Raw genomic sequence first — 21,106 nt, 5'->3', positions numbered from 1 at the left:
CAGTGTCAACCATCATTATAATAAAGTCATAAGGGGGGCCTCGTCTTGGGGATCGATGCAATCTATACGAATCTACGTTTTTTAATGCTGCCGGTCATCGTAACTATCGGGATCGAATTCGTTCTAATCATGTTATATTATTATCTTTATTATAGAAAACAACAATCAGAGGGAAAGCCACGGATTCAAATGAACAAGCTTTTTCTTGGCGCCTTGTTCATCGGATATGTTGTATTTGTACTTGAGCTAACGATGTTGGGCCGCGGCAATTCTCATTACTTGCAGATGAATCTCCATCCATTCAGCGATTATGTTGAAGCATGGAACAAATATTCCTTACGTGATCTTCAGAACGGTATATTTAATATCATCATGTTTATCCCGATGGGAATATTGCTGCCTTTCATCAGCCGAAAATTTAAAGCATTCAAGTGGCTTCTTCTTGTCGTTGTAAGTTCTACGCTCTTTATTGAAACCTATCAGACGCTTTCAGGCGCAGGACTGTTTGAGCTTGCTGATATCATAAACAACACGCTTGGTGGTATTTTTGGATACCAGTTATACAGGCTGTCTGCTTCCATTGTTTATAACAAAAGAGTAAGAATGAAAAGCCTGCTGGGAAACCTGGCGATCCCTTTATTGATGGGTTTGTTATTTGTCGGCATGAATATCGTCTACATCCAGCAGGAGTTCGGAAACCTGGCCATAAACTCGTTTACCAAATGGAATATGAAAGGTGTTCATGTAACAACATCCCTTCAGTTAAGCTCGGCACCTGCAGTCGCCCCCGTCTACAAGAAAATCACTCAGCCGGATGGAGTCGAAGCCCTGCTGCAGCAGAAGTTAGGATTATCTGAGTTGAAGGTTAAGGATTGGGATGGCGATCGTGAGGTTCTATTGGAAGATAAATCAGGAACACCATATACATTCTATCAATCCGAAGAGGGAAACTGGTCGTTAACCGAGAACAATGATACACCGGAGCGAACTTCATTCAATGACCAAGAACTGCTATCACAGAAGGCCAAAACCATAATGGCCGATCTTGGCCTACTCCCTCAAGACGCTGATTTTACAGCATTGGAGGACGGGGAATTTCAATGGTCCCTCCCGGATAAAGCGGGTCTACACGAGAGTTATTGGACTGGCGAACTGTTACTCGGTCTTAAACAAGATGGCAGTATCTATTCGATAAATAATGGGCTCCAAGAGAATCAATTTATGAAGGAAGTGGATATACTGTCTCCTGCAGAGGTGTATGATCGTATCAAAAATGGTGAATTTCCACAAATCAAAAGAAATGCAATATTAACGCAGGATCAACTCGTTATTAAAAAGGGTGACCAACTGGATGTAACAGGAATTGAGCTATCGTTCATATATGACACGAAAAACTTCTATCAGCCTGTATACACAGTATACGGTGTATTTAATGGGGATTCGAATTGGTTCACATTAATTCAGGCAAGAAGGAGCTAGGAGAGGATATAGTAAGTAAGGGCCCTGACTTGGTTGAAGTCAGGGCCCTTATTGTTGTCCAACAAAGCGCTTCCGAAAATTTCGGAGCGCTTTTTCTCATCGTAGTGATCAAACTGACGATATATAAATCATAAAGAAAAGTGTTGAATTTGGCATTTTTAAATTGTATTGGTTATTTTTTGTAAAAAAATGACGTAAATAAGTATTGACCGCTGGAATATTAATCAATATGATTACTGTATAGAGAAATATACTAATATTTGGGTTCTGATCCTAAAGGGTGGTGTTAGCTTGGAAATGACAGCCACGATTCGCGAACAAATGGAAGAGTTTCTACATAAGAACGAAATGACGATTAATCGGTTTGCTGAGATATCGGGGGTCAATAGCGGCACACTCAGCAACATCCTGAATGGCAACCGCCCGATTTCCATGCAGCAATTGGACCGGATTACGTTAGGTATGGGTCTGGAAGAGGGTTGTTTTTACGAGCTGTATATCGATGAATGTATATTTCATGCTACGCCGGATTGGCGTCGGCTAGGTCCGTTTCTTCACCGATGCACGGAACTGGGGAAGCTGAATTGTCTGGACAAGGCTGTCCGGATGACGATGGATAATATCTCTTATTCACCCTTACTCTTTGAAACGGCAGAGCTTTTTTTCAAAGAGGGAAAACATGAGGCAGCTGTTTTGCTGTATAAAAGCGTGGCGGAGAGTGAACGATTTCAGCATTCGGAGCGGTTGGCCCTGTGTCAGTATCGGTTGTTTGTATTAGAACTAACGGATGATCAGGATGCAAATTTGCAGGCAGCCGTTTATTTTGAGCCATACGTGGATCGGTTGGATGAGATGTACCAGTTGGATGCGCTAAGACAATTGATCAATATAAATTTATCACTTAATCGCTGGGATAAAGTTGAAGAATTAGCTGAAAAAATGGGTAGTAAAGCAAAGATTCAGTATCAGAGTGATGTGAAGCTATATGATTTAAAAGATCAAGATGTAAAACCGTTAATTTTTTATATTCTTTATGGACAACTAGTAAAAGCAAACGTTTGTCGTGAAAAAGGTAACTACGAGACGGGGTTGTACTATGTTTCTTTATATACAAATCCTGATTGGATTAATGAACCGACTGAAGATGAACTTCGATTCATCGAACAGTTCAAAGAATGGGGAAAAGCCAACAAGTATCTATACCAGCTTATGGCTGGGCAGGTTGAGATTCTACCTGAGTACGTTGACTATATTTCCACAAGAGAGAATGAAATTTTCCCTGCACTATGTAATATAATGATTGCTGCCAACCGTCATCAATTGAATGTAGATCATATTTTGGAACGTTTTGAGAAGTATTTAGTATATAAGGATCAATCAAGTAATATTGGGACGATAAGTCGACAAATTAATGCAGAAAGGCATGCTCGACTTTTGTCTGAATTGGGAATATATCATTTGAATTCAGGGAATTACCACAACGGATTACATTTCATATTGGAAAGTTTAGACTATTCTATTATAATTAATAGCAGTCGAGGTATGCTGAGATGCATGGGATTATTTGAGCAATTTCGCGATTTTTCATCATTTGAAGCTCAGAAACGATATAAAATTCTAGTTAGCGAGGTGCAAAATTTAAATGAAAAGAAAATTGGCTTGTCTACTAGCTACTTTTAGTATTGTAATGTTACTGTTTGTACCAGGTATTTCGAATAATGCTGATCTTAATGATTTAACATATCGAGCTACTCATGATCATGGTATAGGAAGTTAGTACCAATCATACAATATCATAAGATATATATGAAGAAGATGGTTCCAGAAAACAATGGGCTATCTTCTTTTTATTACTTTGCGTTCTCGTATTGTTATAAATTATTTGATTTCTTGAATTTTTATCCACTATTGACTCAACGAATGTAAAATAATAGCATGTAATTAATTATTTACTATACTAATATTTGGTTTTCCATCTGGGGGTGTTGTTACTTGGAGACGACAGCCACGATTCGCAGAGAAATAGGAGGATATTTGCAGACTCATCATATGACGATTAACCGATTTGCCAGGATATCGGGCATCAACAGTGGGACACTTAGTAATATTCTGAATGGTAATCGTCCCATGTCCATGTACCAATTAGACCGGATTACGGAAGGAATGGGCCTGGAAGAGGGGCATTTCTATGAGCTTTACATAACGGAAAGCATTTTTCATACGACTCCGGATTGGCGAAGGCTAGGACCTTTTCTGGGGCGTTGTGCGGAATTGGATAAATTGGACTGTCTGCATAAAGCTGCACGAATGACGATGGAAAACATTAACTACGCACCGATGCTTTTTGATATGGCAGAGGCCTTATTCAACAAGGAGAAGCGTGAAGCGGCAGCTTTGTTATACGAATGTGTTGCTGAGTGTGAAAAATTGCAGTATTCCGAACGGTTAGCACTTTGTCAGTATCGATTATTTTTAATAAGATTAGGGGAGAATCAAGAAGAAAATTTACAAGCCGCTGTATACTTTGAGCCTTATATTGATAGGTTAGATGAGATCTATCAATTGGATGCGTTTGTTAAGCTTATTAATCTGAATATATCTTTGCAGCGTATGGACAAAATCGAAGCTCTGGCCAAAAGAATGGAACATCAAGCCAGAATTCATTATCAGCAAAATAGAAACTGGTTTGAGGGGAGTGAAAATCCAAGAAAACCGCTTATATTTTATATTCTATATTCCTATTTAATTCAGGCATATTTATATCAAGAACGAGGAGATTACGATAATGCTTTCCACTACGTATCATTGTATGATAAACCAGATTGGGTAATAAATCCGAGTCAAGAGGAAGCTCTGATTTTGGATCAGTTCAGCGAATGGGCTGAGGCTAATCGATATATGTATGGTTTAATGAGTGGACAACCAGGTGCTCTGAATCAGTATGTAGATTATGTTGAATCAAAAAAAGATGAAATATTTCTAGCTCTATGCAATATCCTGGTTGCAGCCAATCGTTACCAACTTCATGTTGATGCAATTTTAGAACGCTTTAAAGAGCATTTGCATTATAGATCGCAGCAAAATCAACTTGGAAAGGTTAGCGATCAGGTCACATTAAACCGATACACTCGCCTCCTTGCCGAACTAGGGATATACTATTTGAATGCTAAACAGTATAATCGCGGGTTATCCTATATCTTGGATAGTCTCGAGTACTCGATCAGAATCAAAAGTGATAATGGGATGCTGCGGTGTATGGGAATCTTCGAGCAGTTCCGTCAGTACGCATCCGAGGAAATACAGAAACGGTATAATGAATTCATTCGTGATGTCCAAAAATTATCCGTGTATGCTTGGAGCCCGCTTGTGTAGGGCTCTATCTGTGCGTCTACAGGCTAATGTACAACGCTGAATAGGCGACACAATAGCCCTAAAAGCTGCCATGATAGCCTCCCGAGGCTATGGCCTAATGCCCGGGTTTGTGATAAACTCGGATAAGTTTATTTTTACATATCGCATGAAAGTAAGGAGTCCATGTCATGACATCAAGAACATCAATAGATCAAAACACAAATTCCGCAGGGCGCACATGGATGATTTTTGCAGGCATCATCCTTATTGCTATTAACTTGAGAGCGGCGATTACTTCGGTAGGTCCGCTGATCGGGATCATTCGAGAGGATATAGGAATTTCGAGTACATTGGCGGGCATGCTGACGACGCTGCCGCTGTTGGCTTTTGCTCTATTATCGCCGATGGCACCGGCCATGGCCAAAAAATGGGGACTGGAGAATACCCTTTTGCTGAGTATGGTGGTGCTGACATTCGGAATCGGCATACGCTCGATATCATCACCGTATACACTGTTAATAGGTACCGCATTTCTTGGAATGGCCATAGCCGTAGGGAACGTGCTGCTTCCAAGTCTGGTCAAGCGGGATTTCCCGCGGCATATCGGATTGATGACGGGCACGTACTCTGCCTCGATGAACCTGCTCGCCGCGATCGCATCCGGGATTAGCATTCCGCTGGCTACCCAAGCGGGGCTTGGTTGGCAAGGGTCCCTGCTCATTTGGGGTTCATTGTCCGTCTTAGCTCTGATCGTGTGGATCATCCAGCGCCGCAGTTCCGGAAAAACAGCTGAGGTCAGTTCGACTTCTACCAAACAACAGAGTGTGCTGAGGTCACCGCTTGCTTGGTACATTACTTTATTTATGGGACTTCAATCGTTTACGTTCTACGTGAACGTCTCATGGCTGCCCGAGATTCTGAGAAGCCAAGGCATGGATTATAGTGCTGCGGGATGGATGCTCTCGATTCTCCAATTTGTCAGCTTGCCATTTTCTTTCATTATTCCTGTTCTGGCTGGCCGGAATCCCAATCAGCGTATGCTGGTGACGATCTCTGCATTGTCCATGCTGACCGGATATGCAGGCTTATTTTCCGGCATGACTTCATTGAATCTACTATGGGTGATGCTGGTAGGTATTTCAGGCGGGGCCAATTTCAGTTTATCCCTGATGTTCTTCACCCTTCGTACCAAAACGGCTCAAGAAGCTGCCGCGTTATCCGGAATGGCTCAGTCACTGGGTTATTTATTAGCTGCCGTCGGTCCGATGCTGATCGGGTTCCTGCATGATGCGACAGGAGGATGGAAGGTGCCCCTGGCGATGCTGTCCGCCGTTGTTGTGGTGTTGTTCATCTTCGGCTTTGGTGCAGCGAAGCCAGGTTATCTCTCCGTACCGAACGAGGCGAAGCCTGAGGCTTAATACCGATAGAGGTCATCATGACAACGATGAATACCTGTGAGTAAATAGGGCTTGCTGAAAGCGGAAGCGCGGAATCCACCACTGCTGTCGTTCAGGAAGCTCTTCAACTCCTGGGAGGTTGGGGATTCCCTTCCAACATTCCCCATCTGTAATAAAAGCTTCTGCAATCATGGTGTTTTTTTTGCCATGCGCCGTTTGTTTTCTATAATGGTTCTGTACATTGTGTTATCGGAGAGTTGAGTAAACAACCTATGGCCGGGATATGGATTAGCTTCAAGGATCCAAATGTAGCCATTCTTGTCTATGGCAAGATCAACCCCAAATTCACGAGTCGATTTCCATTTATTAACCGTCTCGGCAATGGTAATGGATAGTTGTTTTATTTTACGAGAACAGGCGTCCACTTTGGTTTGGTTATTCTGAAAGAGCTTTAAGAGAACCTCTTGCAATGGTTCTGCATGCCCTCCTTGATGATAGTTGGTCACAAATTTATGAGGTGCAGCTACACGGGCGACCATACCCGAAATGATCCATTTGTCCTCTGGCTTCTGCAGGTATACACGGATATCAAAGATTTCCCCATGGTACTCCGCCATTCGCAGGCCTTTCTGCACCAAATACCGACGCTTTGAATTCCGATATGAATCAATTGCTTTTAAGACAGAGTGAACTCCAACAATCTTCCGACTTGGGCCGCAGCGAACTTCATATCCCCTACTCAATTCATTGACACGGATGATTCCGTTGCCGCCACTTCCGAGATTGGGTTTTATGAAGACGGATGAATATGTTTTCAGCATCCGTAAGATCCTTGAACCTGTCATCCATCGAGTTTCAGGCAAATGTGGACGCAAGATATGATTCTGTAGCATTCCCCACTGATCCTTCATTTTTCCAATTGTCATTGAAATCCACCCCTCTTGTTGAATCCCAGGTATAAAGAGCATATTCATCAACCATCCCTGCTGTATAGACTAGTCTCCAATAACTAACAAAAATCAGAAAACAAAATATCAAAAAGGATGCTTTTTTTGGATTGTAACGAAGCATCGAACAAAAATGAGCCAAAGCTCGGTTGATGACCGAACTTTGGCTCATTCGTTAATTTCGAACGATCACTGTTTGAGCTACGATAGGAATAGATCCATAATGAATGGGAGAAGGGAAATAAGTAAATAGAAAAGAGCGATTCTTGGACAATGTGGTCAAGTGGGGCGCTTTTTACATGGTTACGTGCCGATCTTCAGATCGTAGCATTCAAGATCCTATATAGATTTTACATAGCGTTTACATAAATGGGTAGATTGATAATGAGTATTTGTTATAATCTGAAATTTGATGATGTTCTTTATACCTTGGGATGCACGAATTAACCGTTTCATTTCATTAATCAAGCATATGGGGAGCGATGGATTTTGAATCCGGAGACAGAGAAAGAACAAGTACAAGCTCAAGTCGGCAATAGGCAGCCCTCTGGCAGGTGGCGTGCCCTCGGCGAAACCTGGTGGACCGCTCTACAGTTGGGACTCACTTCATTTGGCGGACCGATCGCACATCTTGGATACTTCCACCAGACTTATGTGCGGCGCAAACAATGGCTTGACGAAAAAAGCTATGCGGATCTGGTGGCCCTCGCCCAATTTCTTCCCGGACCGGCTAGCAGCCAAGTAGGTATTGGTGTTGGGATGATGCGAGCGGGATTATGGGGCGGTATCGTCGCCTGGCTAGGCTTCACGCTGCCATCCGTGCTCATGCTCATGATCTTCGCCTATTTAATGCAAACTTTCGATCCCGGCTCGGCAGGCTGGATTCAAGGGCTGAAAATTGTCGCAGTGGCCATCGTAGCGCAAGCGGTACTTGGGATGGCAGGAAAGCTGGCCTCGGGTCCCGTACGGTCGGCCATAGCGTTAATAGCCATGGCAGTCGTTCTGCTGTGGCAGAGTCCCGTTTCTCAAGTGACGGTCATCGCGCTGGCCGGCATATCGGGACTGTGGTTGTTCAAGCGTCAAGCAAACGAGGAGGCTGCATCCGAGATCAAGATGCCGATCGGACGGAGAGCCGGACTCTTTTGTTTGGGCATGTTTGTAGTATTATTAGTGGGTCTGCCGATCCTTAAAGGGCTGACCGATAATGGTTGGGTAGCCATTGTGGACAGCTTCTACCGAGCTGGATCGCTTGTATTCGGCGGAGGGCACGTCGTTCTCCCGCTGCTGGAGAGTGAGACGGTGCTGAACGGATGGATGTCTAAAGAGGATTTCCTAACGGGTTACGGAGCGACACAGGCTGTACCCGGTCCGTTGTTTACTTTTGCCGCTTACCTCGGGGTCTTGATCCAGGGGATTCCTGGAGGTGTCGTTGCTACACTCGCTATCTTTTTGCCTGGATTTCTGCTCATCGTAGGGGCAATGCCGTTCTGGAACAGCATCCGTAGAAACCCTAAACTGCAAGGCATGCTGACAGGCATGAATGCGGCAGTGGTCGGGATTCTGCTGGCCGCTTTGTATCATCCGATATGGACATCCTCCATTCATAGTCCGCTTGAATTTGTGATCGGAGCGGGTCTGTTCGGAATGCTGATGTTCTGGAAGAGCCCTCCGTGGCTGGTTGTAATCACCGGTGCATTAGCCGGACAACTACTCCTGTGATTCATTGATTTTGACCTCGGCCTTTGTACCGGGGTCTATTTGACTTTTCAGGAGTAAATCACGGCAGATTGGTTAAATATTTAGGGTGTACCTCTTTTCTTGAAGGATATTTTGATTCAAGGAGTTCCAGTTCTTAATTCGATATAGAAATGAGTGGATAAAGCTACATGTCGGATACCCAAGTGAAAGATTGCATTATCATCGGCGGCGGAATTGCAGGTCTGCAGGCGGCTATACAGCTGGGGCGGTATTCTGCCTACGATGTCCTGGTGATCGACCGGGGAACGGGGCGGTCCACCATATGTAAGAGCTACCGCAACATCCTCGGATGGCCGGATGGGGTCCCTGGTGAAGAGCTCAGGCGGCGCGGACGTCAGCAGGCGGAATCTGTCGGTGTAAAGTTTGCTGCCGATGATATCCGGAAGGCGGGGCGTGATGAAGCTCAATATTTTGTGTTAACCGGTAAAGATGGAGTTCAGTACAGGGCCAAGACCTTGCTGCTCGCAACAGGCGTGATGGACCGCTTTCCCAAGCTGCCAGGCCTGATGCCCACGCTGGGCACATCCGTTTTTGTATGCCCCGATTGCGATGGTTATGAAATTCAGGATCGAAAGACCGTCGTGATGGGATCGGGGGATCCCGGTGCCAGTATGGCCGTGCTGCTATCGGAGCGGACCAAGGATATCATCTACATCAATCATGAGGGGGAGCCAGCTTCTTCCGAGCATATGTCCCAATTGGCGGAGCTCGGGATTCCGTATATAGAGAAAAAGATGTTGGAAATTCGTGAGGAGGGCGGCATCCTATCGGCCGTCGTGTTGGAGGATGGGAGCATTGTGTCCGCAGAGCGGGGGTTCATATCTTTTGGCGGGAATATGATCTATTCCGAATTGGCCGAGCAACTGGGGGCAGAGCTGGAGCACAATCGTCATGTCAAGACCGATCCAAGGTCCAAAATGACGAGTGTCGAGTTGCTCTGGGCCGCTGGTGACCTGGGCGTCCACTCCGAATTAACCACCGTGGCGATGGGTGAGGGTGCGACAGCTGCGATCTGGATCAACAAGACACTAAAGAAGATGACTAGCGGGGATGTTACTTGATGTTATAGAAATAGACCCGAATCATTAGAAAACGACGATACGATTCAGTCGATAAGCATTCTAAAAAACCCGCCTGATCAGGCACGGCATGTAGCGAGCATGGCCGTGGATCAAGGCGGGTTTTGCTAAAAAGTACGCCGATAGGCATTTACAGACCGAATCGGGTGATATGCTCTTCGAGCCTATACTTTTGCAGTAATTCGGTTTGCTTGGGACCGATCAGATCAAAGTGCGGGTAAGGTAGGCGATAATGGATATATTCCGGATTAAGTCCGTTGGATACACACCAGTCCTCAAGGCGCTGGATGTTCGAGCAGCCTACTTTGGTTACGGTATGGAACTCCGGAAACCGCTTGTCGTACCAATAATGGGTTAAAAAAGCGATGTCTCCTTGTGCGACCTTCTGCTTCCATTGCTGCAGTTCCTGTCTCGAGATGCCGAATGCCATGTTTGTCTCATCCTTATAAGTATATTCATGCTTCTCATTATATCAGCATATACTTGACTGCACCTACTTGTTTTCCTAGTATGACGCTGCCATATACAAGCGTTACGGTTTACCGTTGAACGGAAGGATATCGAAGAGGGGGATGCGATATGATACTGGAATCAGCGATACTTTATATCAAGCCAGGGCTGGCAAGCGAGTTTGAAAGTGCTTTTCGTGAAGCTTCCGGCGTTCTGTTAACGAAAAAGGGATATGTAAGCCATGAACTTAACAAGTGTGTAGAGAACCGGGATGAATATATATTCCTCGTCCGCTGGAGCGGCATTAAGGATCACCTGATCGGCTTCCGCGGACATCCGGACTATAAGCTATGGAATGCATCTCTGGAGCCGTTTTATGCCCAGCCGCCTGAGGTTAGGCATTATATCGATATCCGGATCGATAGTCGCGAGCAGGCTGAGGCGGAGCTGACTAACTTATTGATTCCTGAAAGCAGGACGGATCCGGCTTCCCAGGAAGAAAGGACGAAAGAATAATCATATCTTCGAATATCGGGTGATACGTCAATAGGGTGCATTCTCGTAAGCTGTCCTTGGACAGCTTCTTGGCGTATCGGAAGCATGGGTGACCAGAATAATATATCCTCCTGGTAACGGAAGGAGAAGCCATATATGTGCAATCGGTCTTATTTTGTCCCGAATAACAGGAATTATGGGATGTCATGACGAACATTGTTGTAAAGTTAAACTACATAAGGAGTGGTTACAATTACTATAGATTATCATGGCGTTCTCCGTCTTGCCGATGACATTCGAGCAAACGTTTCCAAAGTTATGGTAGGTAAAGAGCAACTGATTGACAGACTGTTTATTGCCATGGTCACTTCAGGTCATGTTCTGTTGGAGGACGTGCCGGGTACAGGCAAGACATTGCTGGCCAAATCCATCTCGAAGTCGATTGATTGCACGTTTAAGAGGGTGCAGTTTACGCCGGATTTGCTGCCGACGGATCTGAGCGGCATTTACTTCTATAATCAACAATCCACGACGTTTGAATTCCGTCCGGGTCCTTTGTTCACGAATATCCTTCTAGCCGATGAAATTAACCGGGCGACACCCCGTACGCAGTCCAGTCTATTGGAGTGCATGGAGGAACGCCAGATCAGCATTGACGGGGTAACCCATCAGTTGGAAGAACCGTTTCTGGTCATCGCGACGCAGAATCCGTTGGAACAGCAAGGAACATTTCCGCTGCCGGAGGCACAGTTGGACCGCTTTCTGTTCAAACTGAATATGGGATACCCTACTTCGGAGGAAAGCGTGAATATTCTGAAGCGATTTAAAGATGATCAACCCTTGGAGTCATTAATGGCAGTTGCAACGTCTGAGCGGATCGTACAAGCCAGACATATCGTCAGCAAAGTACATGTCAGTGACGAGATGTTATCCTATATCGTTGCGCTTTCCGAGCAATCGAGACGGGATGAAGCGGTTGCCTCCGGGGTAAGCCCAAGGGGCTGCCAAGCCTTATTGAAGGCTGTGCAGGTACAAGCAATCCTGAAGGGCAGGGAGTTTGTTACCCCTGATGATGTGAAGGATTTGGCTGTCCCGACATGGGCGCATCGGTTGAAGCTTCGCGGGACGCTCCACAGCCGCGGCGGTGCTGCAGCAGCGGAAGAAGTGATCGAACGGTTGCTGCAGCAGGTTTCCGTACCGACTGAAGAAGGCATATCGTCGTAGGGGGCGAATAGCTATGGGAGCCTACTGGATATTGTTCATCGCCGCTGTGGTCGTCGTCGTGCAGGGCAAGCTTTTCAAACGGATGGCCTTGAAAAGGTTGAACTACAGCCGCTCCTTCAAGGTGTCGACTTGCTATGAGGGAGATTCCGTGGAATTGATCGAAATCATTGAGAACCGCAAAGCGTTGCCTGTACCCTGGTTAAGGGTGGAATCCCAATTCCGCTCGGGTCTGGCATTTGATAATCAATTGAACCTGGATATCAGTGAGGGGCAATTCAATCAGAATCACAAGAGCTTCTTCAGTCTTCTGCCTTGGACCAAGATCCTTCGCAGACATCGGATTACCGCTAAGCGCAGAGGCCTGTATAAGCTGGGCACAGTATCAATGACGACGGGGGATCTGGTCGGAATGGAGTCGATTGTGGAGAGTAAGACGTTGTCCGGTGGCATTATCGTGTATCCGATGCCGATGGATGTGTCGGACATGGCCCTCCCGGTCCAGACTTGGATGGGCGAAATGCTGGTCCGAAGATGGATCTTGGAAGATCCTTTCCTGATATCGGGCGTGCGCGAATATCGCGACGGCGATCCGCTGAAGGATATTCAATGGAAAGCGACCGCTCGGACGGGCACCCTACAGGTCCACAGGCGGGATACCACAGCTGACAGCCGCCTCTTGATTTATCTGAATATAGAGGATCATGAGCAGATGTGGAGCAAAGCGACGCGGCCGGAGCCGATCGAGTATGGCATCCGCCTGGCGGCTGGCATTACAGCTCATCTATTGTCACAGGGAATGGAGATCGGAATGGGGACGAACGGAACGCTTGGCGAGGATTCAACCGATGAAGCATTCGTCCCCGTTGCAGGCGGCATGACGCAGCAGCAGTTGATCTTCGAAATGCTGGCGAGACTGGAGCTGACGCGAAAGGCTTCTTTTCATGATTATTTGGTCCATGAACTGTCCCGGCATGAAGAGGCGAGAGATATCCTCATTCTGAGCACTTATGTCAGCCCCAGGCTGGAAGAGATGTTTCAGCGATTTCGGGACCATGGGCACACGATTCAGGTATTTCCTCTCGATGATGTGCCGTCTCCTGCAAAGGAGGTGTCTGCATGACCTCTCGAGGCACTGGGTTTATAAAGGCTTTCTTGCAGGGATTCGTGGAATGTGTGCTCTATTTTCCGGCACTCTTTATTCCGGCATTCTATCTGCTGCCTGAATCGTATCGCTGGGTATGGCCAGTCCTAGTATTAGGCGGGTACCTACTTGGCTATACAGGTGCGCGATGGTTCAATCTGGATCGTCAGTTTAAGGCAACCTTATGGGCTAGCCTGGTTTCCATTACGGTATCCATCGCTTTCATAGGCGTTGATTTGACTCTTGTTTATTTCATCCCTCTGATATTTATTGCCAGTTATCGCGGAAGCCGAATGGAGCAGGGAAGCTGGAATTTGATGTTTCCGGGGACTTATTTCTTAATAGGTTTGATTCTGTACGGGGTCAGCAGTTTTATGCTAAGTTTCATGGATTCATTCCAGGGTGGCATATCATCTCTGACCTGGATGGGGGCAGCGGCTTTAGGACTGACCCTGTTGATTGTCAATCGACAGTTGGTGTTGGATGAGACACTGCCAGGCAATGATCAACCCATATTGGAACGGCGAGTTCTGCGCTACAATCGCTGGTTTATCATCGTATTGTTGCTTCTGGTTGCGGTGGTCGCTTTTCTTCCGCAGCTGCAGCAATGGGTCTCTGATATGGCGCGGGGGATCGCTGCATGGATCTCCGGATGGTTCGGCTCCGGAGCGGAGCAGGCCCCGGAGCCGCCATCGATGTCGGAGCCTCCGCCCGAAATGCCATTCCTCGATGAAGAAACCAAGCCGCCGAGCCCATGGATGAAGGTATTGGAGCAAGTGCTGATCTATGGCGTGTTCACCGCTATCGGGATCGGGATTTTGTATGTTCTGTTCAGGTTTGGCAAAGTACTGCCTAAGCTGTACCGAAGATTCTCTGCATGGATGAACAGGATGATGAACAGACAGAACGTTCAGCCCTCACTAGGTTATGAGGATGAAGTGGAGAATATTGAACATGACCCGGCATCCAAACGACTAAAACGGCTGTTGTCCGGTATGCGTATCGGCGGAAAGTTTCGAGCAGGAGAAGGATCAGAGCATCTGAATGAGAAAATTCGCCAAATGTATCGGATGATACTTTCCCGAAGTATCAGGGAAGGCTATCATTGGAAAGCATCCCTAACACCGCGGGAAACCGAAAGCGATCTTAAGGAATGGGACGGAAGGAAGGATCGTATTCCACAATCCTTGATCGAGCTTTACGAGGAAGCCCGATATGGTACACGTACCATTACGGAAGAAGAAGTTGAACGGCTGCAATTGAATAGGAAGCATACATGAGGAGTGGACATCTTGTCGGTACAAAAAGAAAGCAATGCTGTTATTCACTACGGAGATCCCGCGGTCACCGGGGGAGTCTCCGTCTTTGATAAGGAATTTGACAAGCTTTTTTATTACGATGGAACGGATCTGGGTTTAACCTACCAACCGCAAGAGTCCGCGTTTCGCCTGTGGGCACCGACTGCTAGTGAGGCCTACGTTCTGCTCTATCCGGATTGGCAGGCAGTAGAAGCCCGGCGAATCGCGATGACGCGTGATGTGAAGGGAACTTGGCTGCTGAAAGTAGGAGAAAATCTTCGAGGGATGTTCTACACCTACCAGGTCCTTATCGGGGATCAATGGAACGAAGCTGTCGACCCCTACGCTGCTGCCGTAGGCGTAAATGGCGATCGTGCTTACATCTTGGACATGGCCTCGACCGATCCAGAGCACTGGACAGAAGACAAACCGCCATTTCATAGTCCTCTGGATGCCGTAATCTATGAACTGCATGTTCGTGATTACACCATTCATCAAGGCAGCGGAGTGAAGCATAAAGGCAAGTTTGCAGGCCTGGCGGAGACAGGCACCCAAGGTCCGGGAGGGATTCGCACAGGGCTTGATCATATTGTCGAGCTTGGGGCCACGCATGTGGAGCTGCTCCCGATCTATGATTTTGCAACGGAAAGCGTGGACGAAACCAGGCTTCATGAGCCGCAGTACAATTGGGGATACGACCCGAAGAACTACAATGCTCCCGAAGGCTCGTATGCTACGGATCCGTATGTGCCTGAGGTTCGGATTCGTGAATTGAAGCAGTTGATTCAGACATTCCACGATCATGGCCTTCGGGTCATCATGGATGTGGTGTATAACCATGTATATGACGGGTATCTGATCAATTTCACGAAGCTGGTCCCCGGATATTATCTGCGTTATACGAAGGACGGCAAATTCTCCAACGGATCCGGGTGTGGAAACGACACGGCATCCGAGCGTCCGATGATGCGGAAATTCATTGTGGAATCCGTCCTGCATTGGGTGAAGGAGTACCGGATCGACGGTTTTCGCTTTGATCTCATGGGTTTAATGGATGTGGAGACGATGAATGAAATCCGGGCCCGCCTGGACGAAATTGATCCGAGTATCATCACGATCGGTGAAGGTTGGGTCATGAATACCGAGCTGGATGAGAAGAAGCGAGCGAATCAGCAGCAAGCAGCTGTGATGCCGCGAATCGCACATTTTAACGACGGTTTTCGAGATACGGTCAAAGGAGACATCTTCCAGTTTGATTATAGAGGCTTTGTGAGCGGCGGAGATGGATATGAAGACAAGGTGAGGCAAGGCATCGTGGGCGGCATTCCGTATTCCAAAGATATTAAGGCGTTTGCTTCCGAGCCGGATCAGTGCGTAAATTACGTAGAGTGTCATGATAACCATACCCTATGGGACAAAATTATGCTGTCGACAGAAGGGGAGAATGATGCCATACGTCGCGATATGCACCGGCTGTCATCGGCGATGATTCTGACCAGTCAAGGCATCCCTTTTCTGCATGCTGGTCAAGAGTATTATCGCTCCAAGAACGGAGTGGAGAACAGCTATAATGCTAGTGATGAAGTGAATCGGCTGGACTGGGGTATGGCATCGGAGCATCAGGATGGAGTGAAATACATTCAACGGCTCGTTCAGCTCCGCAAGAATCACCCGGCATTCAGAATGAGGGATGCGGCGTCGATTCGTAAGCATCTTCGGTTTGAACCGTGCCCTGGGCATGCCGTTGCTTTCTCGCTTCGCGATCATGCGGGCGGCGATCCACAGAAGCATATCTATGTGCTCTATTATGCCGCACGGAAAGAGTCCTCTCTGGCTTTACCTGAGCTGGGCGAATGGAAGATTCTGCTAGGCGAAGAGCATATTAGGCGTCTAACCCGGGATTCCCTTGTCGTAGAAGGGATCGGTGCTGTCGTATTAACCTGTTAAATCTATGCCGGCAGTGAATATTACCAAGAAATGAATAATGCCTGATTCTATGATCATCTGATATGCTGATGGTATCAGATTGATAGAATAGAATCGAGGCGTCCCTTTGAAGAAATATTTCCTGTCACTTTGTTTGCTGTTGTCATTTACATCGCTCTTTGGCCTTTTTCAGGCATCAGCGGCTCAAGCTCCTAGCCCGACCGATTTTCACGATATCTCGGAAAGCTTTGCCAAAGACGCGATCCAGCGTCTGGCCAAGAGAGGTATCGTAAGCGGGGATGGCACAGGAGCTTTTTTGCCGCGAAATCCGGTGACCCGGGCCGAATTCATGGCCATGGTTGCCAGAATGCTCAAGTTGGAGCCCGTTCAGAATGACTTGCCCGCGTTTCGGGATGTTTCCCAATCAGCATGGTATTATGGCTGGGTTCACGCGGGACTTAATTTGTCCATGGTTGAGGGGAACGGTTATCGGTTCTACCCCAATGCTTCCATAACAAGGCAAGAGGCCGCTGTGATGGTGATTCGTGCCATGAAAGAAAATGGATATATGAACGGAAATACAGCCGGCCAATACACGGATTCTGCTTCCATCGCGGAATGGGCTTGGAATGCCGTTGGCAAAGCGACTGATACAGGCTGGCTGCAAGGGAGTAAGGGACAGTTCAGGCCGCAGGACGCGATCACCCGAGAGGAAACGGCTATGCTGCTGGATCGGGTCCTGCAGTCGGGAAATGTGAAGTCCATGATCGATAGCCAGACGCCTGCAAATATTCATATGGGCTGGTTGTATAACGGTACAACGAATCAATACATCTCCTATGCCAAACGGGCCGGATTGAATGTTCTGGTACCGCGCTGGTACTACATGGAAGCTAACGGCAAGCTGACGGACCATACCGACAAGGAGCTGTTGAATTGGGCTCATAACAACAGCCGGCAGGTGTGGGCAATGGTGGGGAACCGCGGGAATGCGGAAGGAACTCATCAAGTTTTAAGCAGCGCACAGTCCCGGAAGTCTGTCGTTGACAGTATTACAGCGAATGTCTCCCGGTATCGATTGGATGGGATCAATATTGATTTTGAGAACGTCATGCCACAGGATCGTCAGAATCTGACGGCCTTTATCACGCAATTATCCATAGAGATGAGACGGCTTGGAGCCAAGTTATCCATCGATGTTTCACCTGATCTGAATACGGATTGGACGGCTGCATTCGATTACGCAACCCTTGGCACTCAGGTGGACTATATGGTACTCATGAGTTATGACCAGCACTGGGGCGGTTCGCCCAAAGCGGGCTCCGTATCATCGCTGCCATGGAGTGAATCCGCGCTGAGCAAGCTGCGGACCCAAGTTCCGGCTAAGAAGAGCATCATCGCGTATCCGCTGTACACGAGGGATTGGCGGATCGCTTCGTCGGTATCCTCGGAGGACATTAGTTTGGCCGAGCAAGGACATCGCATTCGCCTGAACAAGGCTTCATTAACATGGAATGCCAGCGTGGCACAGTATGAAGCAGCTTATAGCAGCGGCGGCATTCAGCATCGTATATGGACCGAGGAGTCCCGTTCTTTATCCATGAAACATCTTATGGCCGCCAAATATCAGATTGCCGGTTATGCCTACTGGTATCCGGGCGCCGAGACGACGGACGTATGGCAGGCCATTCATAATGCGGAACGGTATGCTTATTATTCGTTCCGGATCTAAACATCCGATATGTCGCATATCAAGACCAGCCTCCAAAAGTGAGGTTGGTCTTTTTTTTACTTGTAAAAAGGTCATTCCGTGATACAATAGTTGGAATTTATATTGAATATTTTTCCTGTAGGAGTGATCATATGACCGTTCGTGCGGAGGAACGTCTGAAGGAGCTGGGCATCAGCCTACCTAAAGCAGGCTCGCCAGCAGCGAAGTATGCCAACTATGTCGTTGTTAACGGATTGATGTATGTTTCAGGGAAAGGACCCTCAGGACAGCCAAGGGGCAAATTGGGCGAACATTACACAACAGAACAGGGCTATGAATATGCTCGCCTGACCGGAATTGAAGTCCTGGCCGTATTGAGAGAAGGCCTGGGATCACTTGATAAAGTGAAGCGCGTGGTCAAGGTTCAAGGCTTCGTTAACGCGACAACCGACTATAAGGAGCATCATAAGGTATTGAATGGATTCTCGGACTTGATGCTTGATGTATTCGGGGATCAAGGGATTCACGCCAGATCCGTATTCGGAGCCGTATCCTTACGGGATCAGCTGCCTGTCATTGTAGATTCAATCTTTCAAGTGGAGGAATAGGCATGGCATTAGTGATAAGGGAGCTGCAGGTGAAGGAGGATGAAAGCCTGCTGCTTATGGTCCAGGAAATCGGCCAGGGCGGGAATGGCTTCGTTAATGGTCTAAATAGCGGAGGCATGGAAGAGTTCGCCTCTAAGGTGCAGCGCAATTACGAAATGGCGAGAGGCATCGATCTTCCGAATGAGTATGTTCCTCAGACGATATATTGGTTATACGATAACGACAAGCCTCTAGGATACGGTAAGCTGAGACACCGACTGAATGAGAATCTGCTAGAGCTAGGGGGACATATCGGGTATGTCATCAGGCCGTCGGAGCGTGGAAAAGGATATGGCAAGCGGCTGCTGGCGGAGTTGGTCAAGAAAGCCTATGACAAAAACATAAGCCGGGTCCTTCTGACCTGTGATGAATCCAACCTGGCTTCCCGTTGCATCATTGAATGGAATCACGGTGAATTAAGTTCCATTACGAACGGAACGTGTAAATACTGGATTGAAACGGCTGCTGGGCACAACTAGTTGGAAGCAATGCCAATCAACACGCGCTTGGAGAGAGATAAGTAGAAGTGAGGGGCGCTCCTCAACTTCTACTTATTTCTTCAACCAGTCGAACATCCGGTTGATCGCCGCTGCATGCTGCGGCGGCGGGAAATGATGCCCAAGACCTTCGTACAGATGGGCTTCCGGCTGATGTCCCTGCTCTTGAAGCTTGTCCAGCATCCGGTAACTATGTTCCACCAGGACCTGCTCGTCCCGTGTCCCATGGACAATCAGGACCGGACATCGGATTCGGTCCGCATAATGGATCGGAGACCGGAGAAGGTATCGTTCCGGAAACTTGGTTGGCGTACCGCCAATGATGCGTTTCATCATTCTGCGCAGATCGATTCGTTCCTCGTAGGTTTGGGCCAGGTCGGAGACGCCGCTCCAGAGAATCATTTTGGATACATGCGACGACAGGGCGGCTGCCACGGCAGCATTGATCGCCCCGCGGGAAAAGCCTAACAGATGGATACGTTTGTTATCTATCCATGAAATGCACGATAGCCATTCGATTGCGGAGATCACGTCCATCGTATCGGCACCGCCGAATTCATCCCTGCCCTCGCTGCCTTCATTCCCACGATAGGCTGGAGCAAACACCGCATATCCTTGCGCTGCGAATTCTTCGACCCATTTTAACCTTACCGCCCCAACCCGTCCAATGCCGCCGCGGCAATACAGGACCAGTGGCAGCTTAGGTTCAGTTGACCCGAAGGATCCTTCCGGGACAGTGTCCTTATTCAATGAGCATGCAAGCGTGCCGACTACCGTTACGCCGGGTATGGCATCGACCGCTTCGGACATCTCATGGGTGCTTGAACGGGGCAATTGCGGCGGCAGACCCAGATACCCCTTGACATGTAATCCCTCTGAGACATAATCAATATGATAGATCATCGATGTCCTACCTCCTATGCTTAAATCATATTGTATCGAAAAAGGGCTCTATTCTCAGATGTTGGAGTTCAAGTAAGTATAGTACGTTCTTTCCGTTGAAATCAAGAATAAACTGTAAAAAATTACAATTTGCTAAATGGATTGATGTCTGATAAAATGTATTCTCGAGAATATGAAATACTCATTATCTTGGCGGTCGTGGCGAAGGGGTTAACGCACCGGATTGTGGCTCCGGCATTCGTGGGTTCAAGTCCCATCGATCGCCCTCAAAGTAAAGTATGCATAATGGGAAGGAGAGCCGATAGGCTCTCTTTTTTTTCGTGGTTATTCCCAACATATATAGATGCCAGACCGTACATAAGATGATATAATGATGTGGAAATCGAGGTGAACATCATGGCAAAAAAGAAAAGAACATCCCCATTGCCGCGAACTGAAGCTGCCGATAAACCCGCAACGTTAAAGGATATGCTGGACCCTCAAGTTCTGGCGAAGTTGAAGGCAACGACCGAATCCTTGAAAGCAAATGAAGCCGAGCGGCTTGAGCAGGAAAGGCAGGAACGGGAAGCTGTGCGCAAGGCTGAACAGAAGCGGCGCGATAATGATTTTGAGTATTTACTGGAACACAGCGAGATGGATTGGAAAAAATATAAGTGACAGACGGCGGTTTGCTGTCTGTTTTTTTCGTTATCGCGGTCTGCCTTGTGTGAGAGTACGCCGGTTGATGTGTTTCTTGCAACGCAGGAACTTTCAACTTCCTTGGATCGGTTGTATAATATTGGAACCTAACAGAGCACGTGTGA

At 47.4% G+C, this 21,106-nt stretch carries 18 protein-coding genes and 1 tRNA gene; 16 read left to right on the top strand and 3 right to left on the bottom strand.

From position 1 onward, the window contains the following. Positions 1-45 precede the first annotated feature (45 nt). The 4 genes from MHH48_RS22310 (at position 46) to MHH48_RS22295 (ending at position 6,248) form a co-directional block, all read left to right on the top strand. Positions 46-1,479 carry a VanZ family protein gene (locus MHH48_RS22310; RefSeq protein WP_076322077.1) on the top strand — a complete coding sequence of 478 codons (1,434 nt, stop codon included), beginning with the start codon at positions 46-48 and terminating at the stop codon, positions 1,477-1,479. 291 nt (positions 1,480-1,770) lie between these two features. Then, positions 1,771-3,159, top strand: coding sequence for a helix-turn-helix transcriptional regulator (locus tag MHH48_RS22305; RefSeq protein WP_076322076.1), 1,389 nt, complete (start codon positions 1,771-1,773; stop codon positions 3,157-3,159). 312 nt (positions 3,160-3,471) lie between these two features. Beyond that, a complete protein-coding gene (locus MHH48_RS22300; RefSeq protein ID WP_076322075.1) occupies positions 3,472-4,851 on the top strand; it encodes a helix-turn-helix transcriptional regulator in 1,380 nt (459 codons plus the stop codon). A 167-nt stretch (positions 4,852-5,018) separates the two neighbouring features. Further along, a complete protein-coding gene (locus MHH48_RS22295; protein WP_076322074.1) occupies positions 5,019-6,248 on the top strand; it encodes an MFS transporter in 1,230 nt (409 codons plus the stop codon). Positions 6,249-6,415: 167 nt separating this feature from the next. On the opposite strand, the gene MHH48_RS22290 is transcribed toward MHH48_RS22295, so the two are convergent. After that, complete coding sequence (locus tag MHH48_RS22290; RefSeq protein ID WP_076322199.1) at positions 6,416-7,153, bottom strand: YheC/YheD family protein; 738 nt, start codon at positions 7,151-7,153, stop codon at positions 6,416-6,418. Positions 7,154-7,663: 510 nt separating this feature from the next. On the opposite strand from MHH48_RS22290, the gene MHH48_RS22285 reads away from it, so the two are divergent. Further along, entirely contained in the window at positions 7,664-8,893 is a 1,230-nt protein-coding gene (locus MHH48_RS22285; protein ID WP_076322073.1) for a chromate transporter, read from the top strand. Between the two features lie 167 nt (positions 8,894-9,060). Further along, positions 9,061-9,993, top strand: coding sequence for an NAD(P)/FAD-dependent oxidoreductase (locus tag MHH48_RS22280; RefSeq protein WP_076322072.1), 933 nt, complete (start codon positions 9,061-9,063; stop codon positions 9,991-9,993). Positions 9,994-10,141: 148 nt separating this feature from the next. Here MHH48_RS22280 and MHH48_RS22275 read toward each other — a convergent pair whose 3' ends face one another. Then, positions 10,142-10,441, bottom strand: coding sequence for a hypothetical protein (locus MHH48_RS22275; protein ID WP_076322071.1), 300 nt, complete (start codon positions 10,439-10,441; stop codon positions 10,142-10,144). Between the two features lie 149 nt (positions 10,442-10,590). On the opposite strand from MHH48_RS22275, the gene MHH48_RS22270 reads away from it, so the two are divergent. The 8 genes from MHH48_RS22270 (at position 10,591) to MHH48_RS22235 (ending at position 19,382) form a co-directional block, all read left to right on the top strand. Continuing rightward, complete coding sequence (locus MHH48_RS22270) at positions 10,591-10,977, top strand: antibiotic biosynthesis monooxygenase (RefSeq protein WP_076322070.1); 387 nt, start codon at positions 10,591-10,593, stop codon at positions 10,975-10,977. A gap of 222 nt (positions 10,978-11,199) precedes the next feature. Further along, positions 11,200-12,180, top strand: coding sequence for a MoxR family ATPase (locus MHH48_RS22265; protein WP_076322069.1), 981 nt, complete (start codon positions 11,200-11,202; stop codon positions 12,178-12,180). Between the two features lie 13 nt (positions 12,181-12,193). Beyond that, positions 12,194-13,300 carry a DUF58 domain-containing protein gene (locus tag MHH48_RS22260; protein ID WP_076322068.1) on the top strand — a complete coding sequence of 369 codons (1,107 nt, stop codon included), beginning with the start codon at positions 12,194-12,196 and terminating at the stop codon, positions 13,298-13,300. After that, on the top strand, positions 13,297-14,601 hold the full coding sequence (locus tag MHH48_RS22255; RefSeq protein ID WP_076322067.1) for a DUF4129 domain-containing protein: 1,305 nt from the start codon (positions 13,297-13,299) through the stop codon (positions 14,599-14,601). The genes MHH48_RS22260 and MHH48_RS22255 overlap by 4 nt, the downstream gene beginning before the upstream one ends. A 12-nt stretch (positions 14,602-14,613) precedes the next feature. Continuing rightward, the gene (pulA, locus tag MHH48_RS22250; protein WP_076322066.1) at positions 14,614-16,566 is read left to right on the top strand and encodes a type I pullulanase; all 1,953 of its coding nucleotides are present in this window, start codon (positions 14,614-14,616) and stop codon (positions 16,564-16,566) included. Positions 16,567-16,672: 106 nt separating this feature from the next. Continuing rightward, positions 16,673-18,277: an S-layer homology domain-containing protein gene (locus MHH48_RS22245; RefSeq protein ID WP_076322065.1), complete on the top strand. Its 1,605-nt coding sequence runs from the start codon at positions 16,673-16,675 to the stop codon at positions 18,275-18,277. A gap of 131 nt (positions 18,278-18,408) precedes the next feature. Then, on the top strand, positions 18,409-18,864 hold the full coding sequence (locus MHH48_RS22240; protein WP_076322064.1) for a RidA family protein: 456 nt from the start codon (positions 18,409-18,411) through the stop codon (positions 18,862-18,864). 2 nt (positions 18,865-18,866) lie between these two features. Next, positions 18,867-19,382 carry a GNAT family N-acetyltransferase gene (locus MHH48_RS22235; RefSeq protein WP_076322063.1) on the top strand — a complete coding sequence of 172 codons (516 nt, stop codon included), beginning with the start codon at positions 18,867-18,869 and terminating at the stop codon, positions 19,380-19,382. 72 nt (positions 19,383-19,454) lie between these two features. Here the strand turns inward: MHH48_RS22235 and MHH48_RS22230 are convergent, their stop codons facing one another. After that, a complete protein-coding gene (locus MHH48_RS22230; protein WP_076322062.1) occupies positions 19,455-20,303 on the bottom strand; it encodes an alpha/beta fold hydrolase in 849 nt (282 codons plus the stop codon). 192 nt (positions 20,304-20,495) lie between these two features. On the opposite strand from MHH48_RS22230, the gene MHH48_RS22225 reads away from it, so the two are divergent. Both MHH48_RS22225 and MHH48_RS22220 read left to right on the top strand, forming a co-directional pair. Beyond that, a tRNA-His gene (locus MHH48_RS22225) sits at positions 20,496-20,568 on the top strand. Positions 20,569-20,699: 131 nt separating this feature from the next. Beyond that, the gene (locus MHH48_RS22220) at positions 20,700-20,960 is read left to right on the top strand and encodes a YqkE family protein (protein WP_076322198.1); all 261 of its coding nucleotides are present in this window, start codon (positions 20,700-20,702) and stop codon (positions 20,958-20,960) included. Positions 20,961-21,106: the final 146 nt, after the last annotated feature.

Origin of the sequence: Paenibacillus sp. FSL F4-0100 (assembly GCF_037993005.1) — a bacterium.
Taxonomy (GTDB): domain Bacteria; phylum Bacillota; class Bacilli; order Paenibacillales; family Paenibacillaceae; genus Paenibacillus_AQ.
The sequence above is the reverse complement of the archived record's forward strand: the minus strand, read 5'-3'. Positions and strand labels throughout refer to the sequence as shown.